Origin of the sequence: Stenotrophomonas sp. EMP41 (assembly GCF_047495535.1) — a bacterium.
In the GTDB taxonomy this organism is placed as follows: Bacteria; Pseudomonadota; Gammaproteobacteria; order Xanthomonadales; family Xanthomonadaceae; genus Stenotrophomonas; species Stenotrophomonas sepilia.
In genome coordinates this window covers 2358653-2373001 of the sequence record NZ_CP179923.1, presented here as the reverse complement: position 1 = coordinate 2373001, position 14349 = coordinate 2358653, and the positions used below count along the sequence as shown (strand labels likewise).

Annotated in this window: 10 protein-coding genes; 3 read left to right on the top strand and 7 right to left on the bottom strand. The window is 67.5% G+C overall.

What is annotated here, in order from left to right; translation table 11 throughout:
* Both ACMGRF_RS10920 and ACMGRF_RS10915 read right to left on the bottom strand, forming a co-directional pair.
* On the bottom strand, positions 1 to 1269 hold the full coding sequence (locus ACMGRF_RS10920) for an efflux RND transporter periplasmic adaptor subunit (RefSeq protein WP_049415652.1): 1269 nt from the start codon (positions 1267 to 1269) through the stop codon (positions 1 to 3).
* Positions 1269 to 1925 carry a TetR/AcrR family transcriptional regulator gene (locus tag ACMGRF_RS10915; protein ID WP_049415647.1) on the bottom strand — a complete coding sequence of 219 codons (657 nt, stop codon included), beginning with the start codon at positions 1923 to 1925 and terminating at the stop codon, positions 1269 to 1271. The genes ACMGRF_RS10920 and ACMGRF_RS10915 overlap by 1 nt, the downstream gene beginning before the upstream one ends.
* A gap of 250 nt (positions 1926 to 2175) precedes the next feature.
* On the opposite strand from ACMGRF_RS10915, the gene ACMGRF_RS10910 reads away from it, so the two are divergent.
* From ACMGRF_RS10910 to ACMGRF_RS10900, 3 genes are all read left to right on the top strand, one after another.
* Positions 2176 to 7152: an NAD-glutamate dehydrogenase gene (locus ACMGRF_RS10910; RefSeq protein WP_099486652.1), complete on the top strand. Its 4977-nt coding sequence runs from the start codon at positions 2176 to 2178 to the stop codon at positions 7150 to 7152.
* A gap of 293 nt (positions 7153 to 7445) precedes the next feature.
* Positions 7446 to 8219 (top strand): NAD kinase, encoded by a 774-nt coding sequence (locus tag ACMGRF_RS10905; RefSeq protein ID WP_049415640.1) that lies wholly within the window; start codon positions 7446 to 7448, stop codon positions 8217 to 8219.
* Positions 8220 to 8266: 47 nt separating this feature from the next.
* Positions 8267 to 9211, top strand: coding sequence for a 5'-nucleotidase (locus ACMGRF_RS10900; RefSeq protein ID WP_049415637.1), 945 nt, complete (start codon positions 8267 to 8269; stop codon positions 9209 to 9211).
* 61 nt (positions 9212 to 9272) lie between these two features.
* On the opposite strand, the gene ACMGRF_RS10895 is transcribed toward ACMGRF_RS10900, so the two are convergent.
* From ACMGRF_RS10895 to ACMGRF_RS10875, 5 genes are read right to left on the bottom strand one after another with little or no spacing between them, the layout of a single operon-like run.
* A complete protein-coding gene (locus ACMGRF_RS10895) occupies positions 9273 to 9824 on the bottom strand; it encodes a DUF2939 domain-containing protein (RefSeq protein WP_049415630.1) in 552 nt (183 codons plus the stop codon).
* A gap of 42 nt (positions 9825 to 9866) precedes the next feature.
* Positions 9867 to 10859 (bottom strand): aldo/keto reductase, encoded by a 993-nt coding sequence (locus ACMGRF_RS10890; RefSeq protein ID WP_049439540.1) that lies wholly within the window; start codon positions 10857 to 10859, stop codon positions 9867 to 9869.
* A complete protein-coding gene (locus tag ACMGRF_RS10885; protein ID WP_070489082.1) occupies positions 10859 to 11545 on the bottom strand; it encodes a DUF2461 domain-containing protein in 687 nt (228 codons plus the stop codon). Before ACMGRF_RS10885 ends, ACMGRF_RS10890 begins: the two co-directional genes overlap by 1 nt.
* The gene (sbcB, locus tag ACMGRF_RS10880; RefSeq protein WP_099486648.1) at positions 11542 to 12981 is read right to left on the bottom strand and encodes an exodeoxyribonuclease I; all 1440 of its coding nucleotides are present in this window, start codon (positions 12979 to 12981) and stop codon (positions 11542 to 11544) included. Before sbcB ends, ACMGRF_RS10885 begins: the two co-directional genes overlap by 4 nt.
* Complete coding sequence (locus tag ACMGRF_RS10875) at positions 12981 to 14348, bottom strand: FAD-dependent oxidoreductase (protein WP_049415620.1); 1368 nt, start codon at positions 14346 to 14348, stop codon at positions 12981 to 12983. Before ACMGRF_RS10875 ends, sbcB begins: the two co-directional genes overlap by 1 nt.
* Between the last annotated feature and the right edge of the window lies 1 nt (position 14349).

Sequence of the window (14349 nt, the reverse complement as noted above, 5' to 3'; positions counted from 1 at the left end):
TTACTGCTTGTTCGAATCGGTGGCGGCCGGCTTGGCCGCATCGGCCTGCTCGGGCTTGGCCGCGTCGGCCGGTGCCTTGCCTGCAGCCGGTGCAGCGCCCGCCGGGGCGGCGCCGCCTGCGGCCGGCTTGCCGTTGGCGTCCTGGCCCGGGGTCCACGGCTTGGCCACCGCCGGTGCACCTTCCTTGACCTTCTGCACGCCGGCCACGATCACCTTGTCACCAGCGGCGAGGCCGTCGCTGACCAGCCAGTTGCCGTTCTGCGCGCCATCGGTCTTCACGTTCTTGCGCACGACCTTGCCGTCGGCGCCGACCACCATCACGTAGCCGCCGGTGGTATCGCGCAGCAGGGCCTGCTGCGGCACCAGGAAGGCGTTGTTGCGCTCGCCCAGGTTGGCCTGGAAGCTGACGAAGGCGCCCGGCAGCAGGATCTGCTGCGGGTTCGGCAGCAGCGCGCGCAGCGACACGGCGCCGGTGGCCGGGTCGACCGTGGTCGAGGAGAAGTCCAGCGTGCCCGGCTCGCTGTAGGTGCTGCCATCGGCCAGCTTCACGGCCACCGTGGCCTTGCCGTCGCCGGACAGCGCCAGCGCGCCCTTGGCCTGCTGCGCACGCAGCTGGGTCAGCTCGTCCACGCTCAACGAGAAGTTGACGTACAGCGGGTCGAGCTGGTCGACGGTGGTCAGCAGGGTCACATCGCCCTGGCCCACCAGCGCGCCCTCGGTGACCTGCTGCTTGTTGGCCACGCCACTGATCGGCGCGGTCACTTCGGCATAGCCGAGGTTGATCCGCGAGGAGGTCACTGCCGCTTCGGCCTGCTTGACCGCGGCCAGCGCGGTGCGCTCGGCCGATTCGGCGTTGTCCAGGTCGGACTTGGAGACGAACTGCTGCGGGGCCAGCGAGCGTGCGCGGTCGGCGGCGACCTTGGCGTTGGCGTAGGTCGCGCGGGCCGAGGCCAGCTGGGCCTCGGAGGCGTTGAGCGAGGCACGCAGCGGCGCCGGGTCGATCAGGAACAGGGTCTGGCCCTGCTTGACCTGCGAGCCTTCCTGGTAGACGCGCTTGAGCAGCACGCCGGGCACGCGTGCGCGGACGTCGGCGCTGCGGAACGGCGACAGGCGGCCGACCAGCTCGCGCTGCAGCGGCAGGGTCTGCGGCTTGGCGTCGATCACGCCCACCTCCGGCGGCGGGGGCGTCTGCTGTTCCGGCTTCTTGCAGGCAGCCAGCGCGACAGCAACGGCGCACGTCAAGGCAAGGGTGCGGAGTGGGGCGGTCATCAGGAGGAACTCCGGGGTTGGTTTGTAGACGGGGCCGGCGACGGCTGAGGCGCGAAGGCGCGCAGGAAGCTGTCGACGGAGAACTCTGCCCAGCGCCGACGCAAGACCGCGTCATCACGATGGGGGGTATGGAAGCGCTGTTTGTCGAAATCCTGACCGGCGATCATGCTCAGCAGCAGTTCGGCCATGAAGTGCGGGTCGTCATGCCGGAGCTGGCCCTGCATGCAAACGGTTTCAATCCATTCAGCAAGATGAAGCGTCAGTGCGCCGGCGCCATGCCGGTACAGCGTACGCGCCTCTTCGGGAAACTGGGCCGCGTCGGCGGCGATCAGCCGGCAGGCCTGGCCCACGTGCGGTTGGTTGAAGTGCTCCAGGAAGTCGGTGGCGAACTGGAGCAGGCTGGCACGCAGGTCGTCACTGCGGAGTGCACGAACCATGGCCCCGGTGGCGTGGCCGACGTGGCGCTGCATTACCCGGCGCAGCAGTTGCTGCTTGCTGCCATAGCGCGAGTAGAGGGTCTGCTTCGAACAGCCGGCATGCTGGGCCACCGCGTCCATGCTCATCTGCATGCCCTGCTGGGCCAGCAGTTCGCGTACGGCGTCGAACACACGCTCATCGCGTGCATCGAGGGCAACGGGGAGGTAGGCCGGGTTCACGCGGTGGACTATACCGTCCAGTTCAGGATTGTGGAATCGCATCGGCGTCGCCGCGTGTGTCTTCCGGTAACACGTTTTGCCGATCCTGTCGGCAGTGCCGAAACAGGCGCCAGCACCATACCGGTGCGAACTGAATAGGCGTTTAAACCGCAGCAAACCCGAATCTGCTTATTCCGTCCTGCAGCAAGGCCTTTTCGTGCGGTAGGGCTACAATTTCATTTTCCCAACTGAGCAAGCGCATCGCTCTGCCATGAAACCGCAAAAAACCGCAGCCAAGACCGTGAAAAACAAGACGAAACCAGCAGAGTCGGAGGTCGCAGTGACCGCTGGTTTCTCCCTGGAGCCGGTGTACACGGCCTTGCGCAAGCGCTACCCCGCGGCCGCACAGGCCGAAGCAGTGGCTTTCGCCACTGACTTCTACAAGCGCATGGAGTCGGACGAGTTCCCGCACCACAGCGCTGAAGAGTGGGCCGCTCTCGCGGCTGAGACGCTGGAATTCGCCCGGGCCCGCAAGGCTGGCAAGGCCAACGTCCGCGTGTTCAATCCGACCGCGAAGGCCAACGGTTGGGAATCGCCGCATACCGTGCTGCAGATCGTCAACGACGACATGCCGTTCCTGGTCGATACCGTCACCATGTCGCTGGCCGAACAGGGCGTGGGTGTCCACGTGCTGGGCCATCCGGTGCTGCGCTTCACCCGCGACAAGGCCGGCAAGCTGGTCAAGGTCGGCGAGGGTGATGCCGAGTCGGTGATGCTGCTGGAAATCGACCGCCAGCCGGCCGATGCGATGGCTGCCATCGAGCAGGCCATCAACAAGGCGCTGGATGAAGTGCGTGCGATCGTGCGCGACTGGCAGCCGATGAAGGACAAGGCGCTGGCACTGGCCGACGACCTGGGCAGCCGCCAGCTGCCGGTCGACGACGCGTCGCGCAAGGAAGCACAGGAGTTCCTGCGCTGGGCCGCCGACAACCACTTCACCTTCTTCGGCTACCGCGAGTACCGCGTCGAGAAGCAGGGCAAGGAAGAGGTGCTGGCGCCGCTGAACGACACCGGCCTGGGCCTGATGCGCGGCAAGGACAAGTCCGCCGCCCGTCCGGTCAAGACCCTGGCCGCGCAGGGCCTCAACACCACGTCCGGGCTGAAGGACGCGCTGATCCTGACCAAGACCAATGCCCGTTCGCGCGTGCACCGCGCCGGTTACATGGACTACATCGGCGTGCTGGAGTTCGACGCCAAGGGCAAGATCATCGGCGAGCAGCGCTTCCTCGGCCTGTTCACCTCCAGCGCCTACAACCGCCGCCCGTGGGAAATCCCGCTGGTGCGCCAGCGCCACGAGCACGTGATGAAGCAGTCGGGCCTGGCCCCGGCCAGCCACAGCGGCAAGGCCCTGCGCCACATCCTGGAAACCCTGCCGCGCGAAGAGCTGTTCCAGTCCAGCGAGGACGAACTGTTCCGCACCGCGATGGGCGTGCTGGGCCTGCAGGAGCGCGTGCGCAGCCGTCTGTTCCTGCGCCGCGACAAGTACAGCCGTTTCATCTCCGCGCTGGTCTACCTGCCGCGCGAGCGCTTCAACACCGACGTGCGCCTGCGCATCGAAGCGATGCTCAAGGACGCGCTGCACGGCGAGTACGTCGACAGCTCGGTGGTGCTGGGCGAATCGCCGCTGGCCCAGGTGCACCTGATCGTGCGCCCGAAGCCGGGTGAAATGCTCGACGTCGATACCGCCGAACTGGAGCAGAAGCTGGCCCAGGTGCTGCGCAACTGGCAGGACGACCTGCGCGAGGCGCTGGTGGCCCGCCATGGCGAGACCGAAGGCCTGCGCATTGCCGCCCGCATCGGCAAGGCGCTACCGGCCGGTTACATCGAAGACAACAGCACCGCCGTTGCCGCCAATGATGTCAGCCAGCTCGACGCGCTGACCGGCCCGGACGACCTGCGCCTGAGCCTGCAGGCCGTGCCGCGCGAGGGCGGCGATGGCCTGCGCCTGAAGCTGTATCGCCAGCTGGACGACATCCCGCTGTCGGACGCGCTGCCGATGATGGAAAACATGGGCCTGCGCGTGATCGCCGAACGTCCGTACCGCCTGTCGGTCGACAACGCGCCGGTGTACGTGCAGGACTTCGAGGTCGAGTCGACCGCTGGCGCGATCGATGCCGCCAGTGTCGATGAAGCCTTCGGCGAGACCTTCGCCCGCGTTTGGCACGGCGACGCCGAGAACGACGGCTTCAACCGCCTGGTGCTGGCAGCTGGCCTGCACTGGCGCCAGGTCGCCATGCTGCGTGGCTACTGCAAGTACCTGCTGCAGACCGGCGTGCCGTTCTCGCAGGCCTACGTGGAAGGTACTTTCGCGCGTTACCCGCTGCTGGCCCGCCTGCTGGTCGAACTGTTCGAGGCCCGCTTCGATCCGGCCACCGGCCATGAGAGCAAGGACGACATCGCGGCCGGGCAGGCCCAGCTGAAGGCCCACTTCGATGTGCTGGCCGCTGGCGACGATGCCACCCTGAAGGTGCTCAAGAGCGTGGTCGATGCCCGCAAGGGCGACCGCGACGCGCAGATGCAGGCAGCGCGCGATGCGCTGCTGAAGCTGATGGATCGCGTGTCCAGCCTGGACGAGGACCGCATCCTGCGCTCGTTCATGGGCGTGATCGACGCGACCCTGCGTACCAGCTACTACCAGACCGATGCCAACGGCCAGCACGGCCATGTCATCAGCTTCAAGTTCGATTCGGCGCTGGTGCCGGACCTGCCGAAGCCGCGCCCGTACCGCGAGATCTTCGTGTACGGTCCGCGCGTGGAAGGTACCCACCTGCGCTTTGGTGCGGTTGCGCGTGGCGGCCTGCGCTGGTCGGACCGTCGCGAAGACTTCCGCACCGAAGTGCTGGGCCTGGTCAAGGCACAGATGGTCAAGAACACCGTCATCGTGCCGGTCGGCGCGAAGGGTGGCTTCTTCGCCAAGACCCCGCCGGTGAACGGCGATCGCGATGCGATCTTTGCCAATGGCGTGGCCTGCTACAAGCTGTTCATCCAGGGCCTGCTGGACATCACCGACAACATCGTCAACAACAAGATCGTGCCGCCGCTGGATGTCGTGCGCCACGACATGGATGATCCGTACCTGGTGGTGGCCGCGGACAAGGGCACGGCGACCTTCTCCGACATCGCCAACGGCCTGGCCATCGCGCACGGCTTCTGGATGGGCGATGCGTTCGCCTCCGGTGGTTCGGTCGGTTACGACCACAAGGGCATGGGCATCACCGCGCGCGGCGCGTGGGAATCGGTCAAGCGCCACTTCCGTGCGCTGGGTCGTGACAGCCAGAGCCAGGACTTCACTGCGGTCGGCGTCGGCGACATGTCCGGCGACGTGTTCGGCAACGGCATGCTGCTGTCGCGCCATATCCGCCTGGTCGCTGCGTTCGACCACCGCCACATCTTCCTGGACCCGAATCCGGATGCGGCCACGTCGTTCATCGAGCGTGAGCGCCTGTTCACCCTGCCGCGTTCGAGCTGGGCGGACTACGACACCAAGCTGATCAGCAAGGGCGGCGGCGTGTACCCGCGCAGCCTGAAGTCGATCGAGATCACCCCGCAGGTGCGTGAAGCGCTGGGCCTGGACGAGAACGTCAAGGCGCTGTCGCCGAACGATCTGATGAGCGCGATCCTGAAGGCTCCGGTCGACCTGTTGTGGAATGGCGGCATCGGTACCTACGTCAAGGCCACCAGCGAGCAGCACAGCGATGTCGGCGACCGCGCCAACAACGCGCTGCGCGTGAACGGTGGCGAGCTGCGCTGCAAGGTGGTGGGCGAGGGCGGCAACCTGGGCATGACCCAGCTGGGCCGCATCGAAGCCGCGCAGGCCGGCGTGCTGCTCAACACCGACTTCATCGACAACTCGGCCGGCGTCGATACCTCCGACCACGAAGTCAACATCAAGATCCTGCTCAACGATGTGGTGCGGGCCAAGAAGCTGACCGTCGAGCAGCGCAACAAGCTGCTGGCGTCGATGACCGATGAAGTCGCCGAGCTGGTGCTCAACGACAACTACCGCCAGAACCAGGCGCTGAGCCTGATGGAGCGGATGGCGGTCAAGCGCCTGGGGTCCAAGCAGCACTTCATCCGCACCCTGGAACAGCAGGGCCTGCTCGACCGCCAGATCGAGTTCCTGCCGTCCGACGCCGAGCTGTCGCAGCGCAAGGCACGCGGCCAGGGCCTGACCCGTCCGGAACTGTCGGTGCTGCTGTCCTACTCCAAGCTGGTGGCGTTCAACCAGCTGCTGGATTCGGATATTCCGGAAGACCCGTACCTGTCCAAGGAGCTGCAGCGCTACTTCCCGACCCCGCTGCAGAAGAAGTACGCCGACGCGATGGAGCGTCACCGCCTGAAGCGCGAAATCATCGCCACGGCTGTGACCAACCAGACCATCAACCGCATGGGCGCCACCTTCCTGATGCGCATGCAGGAAGACACCGGCCGTTCCATCGCCGAGGTTGCCAAGGCGTACACCATCAGCCGCGAAACGCTGGATGCGCGCGCGTTGTGGGCGCAGATCGACGCGCTCGACGGCAAGGTGCCCGAGTCGGTGCAGATCGATGCGCTGGAAGTGATCTGGAAGCTGCAGCGCTCGTTCGTGCGCTGGCTGCTGTCGCGCCCGGGCGCGATGCCGGGCATCACCGAAGCGGTCAACCGCTACCAGGGCCCGTTCAACGACATCCGCGTTGCCTCGGGCGTGCTGCCGGATTCGCAGCGTCCGACCTACGAAGCCCTGGTGGCCGAGTGGAAGGAAAAGGGCCTGCCGTCCGCGCTGGCGCAGCAGCTGGCCGAACTGCACTTCCTGGAGCCGGCGTTCGACATCATCGAACTGGCCCGCACCCGCAAGCTGAAGCCGGTGGACGTGTCCAAGGTCCACTTCCGCCTGGGCGATGCCCTGCAGCTGCCGTGGCTGTTCGAGCAGGTGGACGCGTTGGAGGTCAACGGTCGTTGGCACGCGGTGGCGCGTGGCGTGCTGCGTGACGAGCTGGCAGCCAACCACCGCAACCTGGCCGGGCAGGTGCTGGGCACCAAGGGCAACAGTGCCGAGGCCAAGGTCGCTGCCTGGATGGGCCGCGACGACAACAGCCTGCGCTTCACCCTGGCGATGCTGGCCGAACTGGCCGAGCAGAAGACCCTGGACTACCCGACCGTCTCGGTCGCGGTGCAGCGCCTGGGCCAGCTGGCCGCGCATGGTGCGTAAGTGAAGTAGTGCCAGGCCATGCCTGGCATGCGTGAACCGGAACGGCCCCGCGAAAGCGGGGCCGTTCTGTTTCTGCCCTTGATCTTTGCGACCACCTGACCCGACGCCGGCCGTGAACCTGCCAGGTGGATGACCGGCATATCCGCCGGGACCGTGAGCGCCATGGATGGCGCGATCGAGCCCCCAGGGATGGGTTTACGGCGTGTCCCGGCGGATATGCCGGTCATCCGCCCCACGGGGTCCAACTCCCGGCGCTCGGTTATGCTCTCCATCAAACCCACCCGGATCCACCGATGAGCGACACCCCCCGCATCGCTTTCCTGGCCAGCACCACCGAACCTGCACAGATGGCCCGCGCGGCGATGATCTCGCGTTATGGCGATCACGCGCCCGAGCAGGCCGACGTACTGTGCCCGCTGGGTGGCGACGGTTTCATGCTGCAGACCCTGCACCGGCACGGGCACCTGGGCAAGCCCGTGTTCGGCATGAAGCTGGGCACCGTCGGTTTCCTGATGAACCAGTACCGCGGCGACGATGACGTGCAGGCCCGCATTGCGCGTGCCGAACCGGCCAACCTGCGCCCGCTGGAAATGGTGGCGCTGACCGAGTCCGGCACCAGCACCGGGTCGCTGGCCTACAACGATGTCTCGCTGCTTCGGCAGACCCGGCAGGCGGCCCATATCGGCATCGACCTCAACGGCCAGGAGCGGGTGGCCGAGCTGATCGGTGACGGCGTGCTGGTGGCCACCCCGGCCGGCAGTACCGCCTACAATTATTCCGCGCACGGCCCGGTGTTGCCGCTGGGGTCGCATACCATCGCGCTGACGCCGCTGGCCCCGTATCGGCCGCGACGCTGGCGCGGGGCGATCCTCAAGGCCGACACGGAAGTGCGCTTCCGCGTGCTCGATCCCTACAAGCGTCCGGTCAGCGTCACCGCTGACTCGCACGAGACCCGCGATGTGGTCGAGGTGACCATCCGCGAGTCGAGGGACCGTCGTGTGACCCTGCTGTTCGACCCGGAGCACAATCTGGAAGACCGGATCCTGAGCGAACAGTTCGTTTTTTGAGGACAATAGGCGGCCGGCCCCGCCGACCGCTTGAAGGACCCCCACCGATGGGCGACAACTCCCCCCGTTTGCTGACCGTTGCGGTGACCTCGCGCGCGCTGTTCGACCTCGAGGAAAGCCATGCGCTGTTCGAGAGCGATGGCGTGGCGGCCTATGCCGAGTTCCAGCGCCAGCATGAGGACGACATCCTCGGCCCCGGCGTGGCCTTTCCCGTGGTGCGCAAGCTGCTGGCACTGAACCAGGGCGCCAGCCCGGAGAACCCGCGGGTCGAGGTGATCCTGCTGTCGCGCAACTCGGCCGATACCGGCCTGCGCATCTTCAACTCGATCCAGCATTACGGCCTGGGCATCATCCGTGCGACGTTCACCGCTGGCGAGCCGACCTGGCCGTATGTGAAGCCGTTCGGTACCGACCTGTTCCTGTCGGCCAACCCGGAATCGGTGCGCAGCGCGCTGCGCCATGGCATCGCGGCGGCGACCATCCTGCCCAAGCCACCGGGTGAGACCGCTGCGGCAGCGGCCGACCAGATCGATACCGGCCGCCCGGCCGGCCAGTTGCGCATTGCCTTCGACGGTGACGCAGTGATCTTCGGTGACGAGAGTGAGCGCATTTCGCGCGAGCAGGGCGTGGAAGCCTTTGGCCGCCATGAACGCGAACGCGCCCGCGAGCCGCTCAGTGGCGGCCCCTTCCGCGGCTTCCTGTCGGCCCTGCACACGCTGCAGGAAGTGTTCCCGGCGGGCGACAGCGCGCCGATCCGTACCGCACTGGTGACCGCGCGTTCGGCCCCGGCGCACGAGCGGGTGATCCGCACCCTGCGGGAGTGGGGCGTGCGCCTGGACGAAGCGCTGTTCCTCGGCGGCCGCCACAAGGGGCCGTTCCTGCAGGCCTTCGGTGCCGACATCTTCTTCGATGATTCGCAGCACAACATCGACAGCGCCCGCGCGCACGTGGCTGCCGGCCACGTACCGCACGGCGTCGCCAACGAGGGATAGGGCGGATTCGACCGGTAGGTGCCAACCGTTGGTTGGCGCTGCCGTCAGGCCACGGGTCCGATCAAGGGCTGCCCGACATTCCCAGCTGCAGGTCCACCACCTTCCAGCGCAGGCCCTGCGGCTCCAGCACCACCTTCAACGGCGGCTGGCCGGGGCCGCGATCGACATCGATCACGAAGCGGTCGAATGACTCGAAATGATGTTCGGCATTCTTCAACGGCCGCGCCGGTTCAGTCGCGCCGAAGGCGTCGCCACCCTGCAGTTCATTACGGCCACGCTTCCACAGCACGTGGCCCTGCAGCATCGCGCCGATCCCGGTCGGGGTCACCATGGTTTCCACCGCGGCGCCCCCGAGCTGGTCGCCGAGGCCGTAGAGGAGGGCACCGAACGGGCTGGCCGCCACGTCCGGCCCCGCCTGGCGCACCAGGTAATCATTGAGCTGCGCACGCAGGCTGCTGCGCACGCGCGGGAAATCCACGTAACGCTCCAGGCGCGCGGTGTCGCGCTGTTCGATGGCCTTGGACAGGCCGTTGACGGTCAGGTACGGGCCGCCGAACCACCAGGCTACCAAGGCCAGGACCAGCAGCACCACAAGCGCGGAGAGTTTCTTCATGGCGACCAGACTGCCGCAACCGCGGCAGTACCGGGTGAAGACTTACTGACTGGGCGAACCCTGTCCGTCGCCGAAGGCGTCCACCAGCTGTCGGCGCTCGGTCGGACCCAGCGCCTCCACGCGTGTTGCCAGCACCTCGTCCAGGCTGCCGATGCGGGTGGTGCCGAGGATGCCGCTGGCCACGCCGGGATGCCCCAATGCATAGGCGAAGGCGGTCTGGGCCGGACGCTGGCTGCGGATCGCGGCCACTGCCCGGCGCATCTGGCGGGCACTGCGCATCAGCTGGCGGCTGCTGGGCTTCAGCCAGGCGCGCGCCAGGTACCAGCCATCGGCCAGTCGTGGCAGGCGCGGGCGTGCGGGCAGCAGGTGGCCCTGCGCCAGCACGGTCCCGGCCAGCACGCCGATGCCCACCGCCTGCAACTGGTCGATCAGCGGTTCGCGGTCCTGCTGCAGGGCGTTGTAGTCCAGCAGCACCACATCGAAGGCGCCGGGATGGGCGATCATCCAGCGCAGGGTCGAGGCCGAGTGGGTGTTGATGCCGGTGTGCCGGATCAACCCGCGCTCGCGCAGGCGCTGCAGCGCGGCCAGCAGATCGTCGTTGATGTCGTGCTCGCTGGCGCCATGCAGCTGGTAGATGTCCAGGTGATCCAGGCCGAGGTTGCGCAGCGACGCCTCGCAGCTGGCGGTGATGGCCGCGGGCGAGAAGTTGCGTTGCTCGGCACCGCTGATGCCGGCCTGGCCGGTCAGCGTGCCGCCCTTGCTTGAGATCACCAGTGAATCGCGCGGGTACTGCTTCAGCAACGGGCGCAGGATGCGGCCCAGGCGCGGCTCGGCATGGAAGCCGGAATAGTTGTGACCCGTATCGAGCAGATTCACGCCATGGGCGAGCGCATGTTCGACCACGGCGGCCGCGTCATGCTCCGGGAAGCGGCGATGGCCCCAGAAGCCGGAGCAGCCCAGGCCGATCGGTGAAACGGCCAGGCCGGTGCGGCCGAGCACGCGCCGCTGGCGGGCCAGCGGAAGATCCTGCGACATCAGAACTCCAGATCCAGCGCGGCGCACAGGTAATCGACGAACGGACCGAGCGCGGCCAGGTCCTTGCCCAGCGTGGACAGCAGGCGTGGGCCGGTCATGGTGGCGTCGTCCAGCGAGCGCCACATCACCCAGTTGCGGTGCTTGAGGTCGTCGATGAACTCGAAGTCGGCCGGGAAGCCACGTGGGGGGCGCACCAGCTTCTCGCTCTCCTCGAAATCGAAGCGCTTGCGCAGGGCCGGCGCATGCGCGGCGGCCTTCCAGCTGCCCGGGTTGTCGAGGATGAAGTGGCGCACGCGGCGCTGGGTTTCCGGTTCCGGATGCCACAGGCCGGCGCCGACGAAGCTCTCGCCGGGTTGCAGGTGCACATAGAAAGACGGCGCGGCCACCTCTCGGCGGCGCTCATGGAACAGGCGCGCACCCTGCCAGGTTTTGTACGGTGACTTGTCGTTGGAAAAGCGCGCGTCACGGTGGATGCGGAACAGCGAGCCGCCGACGCCGCGGGTATCGGCGCGGAAGTGTTCGCTGACCTCGGCCAATGCCGGCTGCAGGTCACCCAGCAGGCGCAGGAACGGCTGCCGGACGTGGTCTTCATACTGTTGGCGGTGGTCGTTGAACCAGGTCTTGTCGTTGTGCCGCGCCAGGCTGCGCAGGAACCTGAAACTGGCGTCCGAGAAATAGGTGCTCACAGCGTCTCCTGCAGGTGCTGGCCCCAGTCGCGCAGCGATTGCAGCAGGGCCTGGCGCCGCGCGTCGCCGGGTGCCTCGGCGGCCAGTGCATCAAGCTGTTGCTGGTACTGGGGCAGGTTGAGTTCGCCCAGGCCGCCGTCGCCGAGCAGGCGCTGGCGGCGGTAATCCTGCCAGCGCTGGCGTTCAGCCGGCGCGAGGCTGCCGGGATGGTTGCGTGCGCGGTAGCGGAACAGCAGTTCGGGCAGGCGCGGGTCGCGGAAGCGCCCTTCCAGCGCGGCCAGCTGCTCCGGCGCGGTGGTGCGTGCCAGCGCGAGCAGCGGCTTGTCGCCGTTGCCGAGGAATCCGTCGTACAGCGAGGCATCGACATCGGCCACGGTCGCGACGCGGGGCTGGTTGTAGACCTGGCGTGCCTTCTCGGCCAGCTGTGGAGCGAACGCGCGCAGCCGTTCCACCTTGGCTTCGATCGCGGCCACGTCCAGGCCGAGGCGCGCATGGTCATCGGCGCGCAGGTGGTTCCATGCGATCAGTGCCGGCACCTTGTTCAGGTGCACTTCCTTCAGCGGCACGCGTGCCACGCCTTCGGGCAGCTCGCTGGCCCGCATGTACAGGCGCTGTGCGATCACCTCGGCCGGCAGCTCCAGCAGGTCGTCGATCTCGCCTTCCAGGTCGAACACGATGACCCGGTTGTTGATGGTCGGGTGCACGGCCAAGGGCAGAACCGGTGCGGCGCACAGGCGGCTGGCAGGGTAGCGCATGGAAATGTGCATTACCGGCTTCATCGCGGCCACGTCCAGCAGGCCGCCGACGAAGCGCTTGTCGCGCAGCTTCAGCGCGTACTCCCACAGGCGCGGCTGCGACTGCTTGAACAGCCGTGCCATGCCGATGGTGGCGCGCACGTCTGACAGCGCTTCGTGCGCATCGCCTTCGCGCACGTTGTTGGCCTCGGCCAGGTGCTCGAGCTTGAACGAGGTGGCGCCGTCTTCGCGCAGCGGCCACTGGATGCCGTCCGGGCGCATCGCGCGCATCAGCCGCAGCATGTCCAGCAGGTCCCAGCGCGAATTGCCGTTGCGCCACTCGCGCTCATAGGGATCGTGGAAGTTGCGGAACAGCCCGTAGCGGACGAACTCATCGTCGAAGCGCAGCGTGTTGTATCCCAGCGCGCAGGTGCCGGGGCGCGACAGCTGCTCGTTGATGCGGTCGAAGGCCTCGGCCTCGCTGATGCCCTCGGCCAGCGCCTGCTGCGGGGTGATGCCGGTGACCAGGGTGGCCATCGGCGAGGGCAGCAGGTCATCGGCCGGCCGCACGAAGAAGCTGACCGGCGTGTCGATCTCGTTGAGATCGGCATCGGTGCGGATCGCGGCGAACTGCGAGATGCGGGTGCGCCGCGGGTCCTGGCCGAAGGTTTCCAGGTCGTAGAACAGGAAGCTGTCGGCCATCAGTGCGCGCCCTCCAGGACCGGCAGCTGCGCGTGGATCTGCGCTTCCAGCGCGGCCCAGTCGATGTGGTCCAGGGAATCATGGCCGGTGGTGGCGGCCACCAGCATGTCGCGCTGCAGTTCGGTGCGGCGCAGCGCCTCGGCGTACGGTGTGTGCAGGAAGGTGACCATCGTGTAATGCGGCACGAAGCGGGTCGGCCAGCGCCGCTGCAGTTCCTGCTCCAGCTCGCGTTGCAGCAGGAATGCGGGGTCGGCCACGCGGTCGCGCATCTCCAGGTAGTTTTCCAGCGCCATCTGCTGGATGGCACGTGCATTCGGCTTGCGCTCGGCTTCGAACGCGGCGAACGCACCTTGCAGGTCATCCGCGTCCATCAGGTGGCGGGCCAGTGCGACGCAGTCCTCGAACGCGCAGTTCATGCCCTGGCCGTGGAACGGCACCATCGCGTGGGCGGCATCGCCGATCAGCACGGCGCGCCCCTGCTGGTGCCAGCGCTCCAGGGTGAGCGTGCCAAGCAGGCCCGGCGGGTGTTGCTCCCAGTCGGCGCGCAGGTTGGGGATCAGCGGCAGCGCATCGGCGAATTCGCGCGCGAACAACGCCTCGGCCTGCGCACCGGTATTGACCGTCGCGAAGCTGGGATCGCCCTGGTTGGGCAGGAACAGGGTGACGGTGAAGGTGCCTTCGTGGTTGGGCAGGGCGATGCACATGTAGTGGCCACGGGGCCAGATATGCAGTGCGTTGCGCTCGATGCGGAAGCCGCCGTCGGCGGCCGGCGGGATCTCCAGCTCCTTGTAAGAGTGGTCGAGGAAGGCGATGTCCTCGCCCAGCGGCGCGCGCCGGTTCATCGCCGCGCGCAGCGCCGACCCTGCGCCGTCGGCACCGATCAGGGTATCGAAGTGGATGTCGTGCGGACTGTCGTCGCGATCATCGATGAAGCGCGCATGGCCGGCATCGAAATCGACCGTGTGCAGGCGGCGGTGGAAGTGCACGGTGGCGCCGGCCCGTTCGGCCAGCTCCAGCAGCGTGATGTTCAGGTCACGGCGGTGGATCGACCAGATCACCTCGCTGTCGTCGCGGCCATAGCGCTGCAGCTGCGGTTCGCCGTCGCGTGGATGCACCATGCGTCCGCGCATCATCACCGCGCGCGCCATCACCTCGTCTTCCACGCCGGCCTGGCGCAGGGCGTTGCGCCCACGCTCGGCCAGCGCCAGGTTGATCGAACGACCGCTCTCGTAGTCGGCAATGCGGGGATCGCCACGGCGTTCGTACAGGGTGATGCGCCAGCCTTGCCGTGACAGCAGGATGGCGAGCAGAGACCCGGCAAGGCCGGCACCGATAATGCTCAACGAGCGGGAGGCGTGTGCGATCAAC

Excerpts from the sequence above, each read along its gene's own strand:
- ACMGRF_RS10920 (WP_049415652.1), bottom strand. The coding sequence starts at position 1,269 with ATGACCGCCCCACTCCGCACCCTTGCCTTGACGTGCGCCGTTGCTGTC.
- ACMGRF_RS10910 (WP_099486652.1), top strand. The coding sequence starts at position 2,176 with ATGAAACCGCAAAAAACCGCAGCCAAGACCGTGAAAAACAAGACGAAA.
- ACMGRF_RS10905 (WP_049415640.1), top strand. The coding sequence starts at position 7,446 with ATGAGCGACACCCCCCGCATCGCTTTCCTGGCCAGCACCACCGAACCT.
- ACMGRF_RS10900 (WP_049415637.1), top strand. The coding sequence starts at position 8,267 with ATGGGCGACAACTCCCCCCGTTTGCTGACCGTTGCGGTGACCTCGCGC.
- ACMGRF_RS10895 (WP_049415630.1), bottom strand. The coding sequence starts at position 9,824 with ATGAAGAAACTCTCCGCGCTTGTGGTGCTGCTGGTCCTGGCCTTGGTA.
- ACMGRF_RS10890 (WP_049439540.1), bottom strand. The coding sequence starts at position 10,859 with ATGTCGCAGGATCTTCCGCTGGCCCGCCAGCGGCGCGTGCTCGGCCGC.
- sbcB (WP_099486648.1), bottom strand. The coding sequence starts at position 12,981 with ATGGCCGACAGCTTCCTGTTCTACGACCTGGAAACCTTCGGCCAGGAC.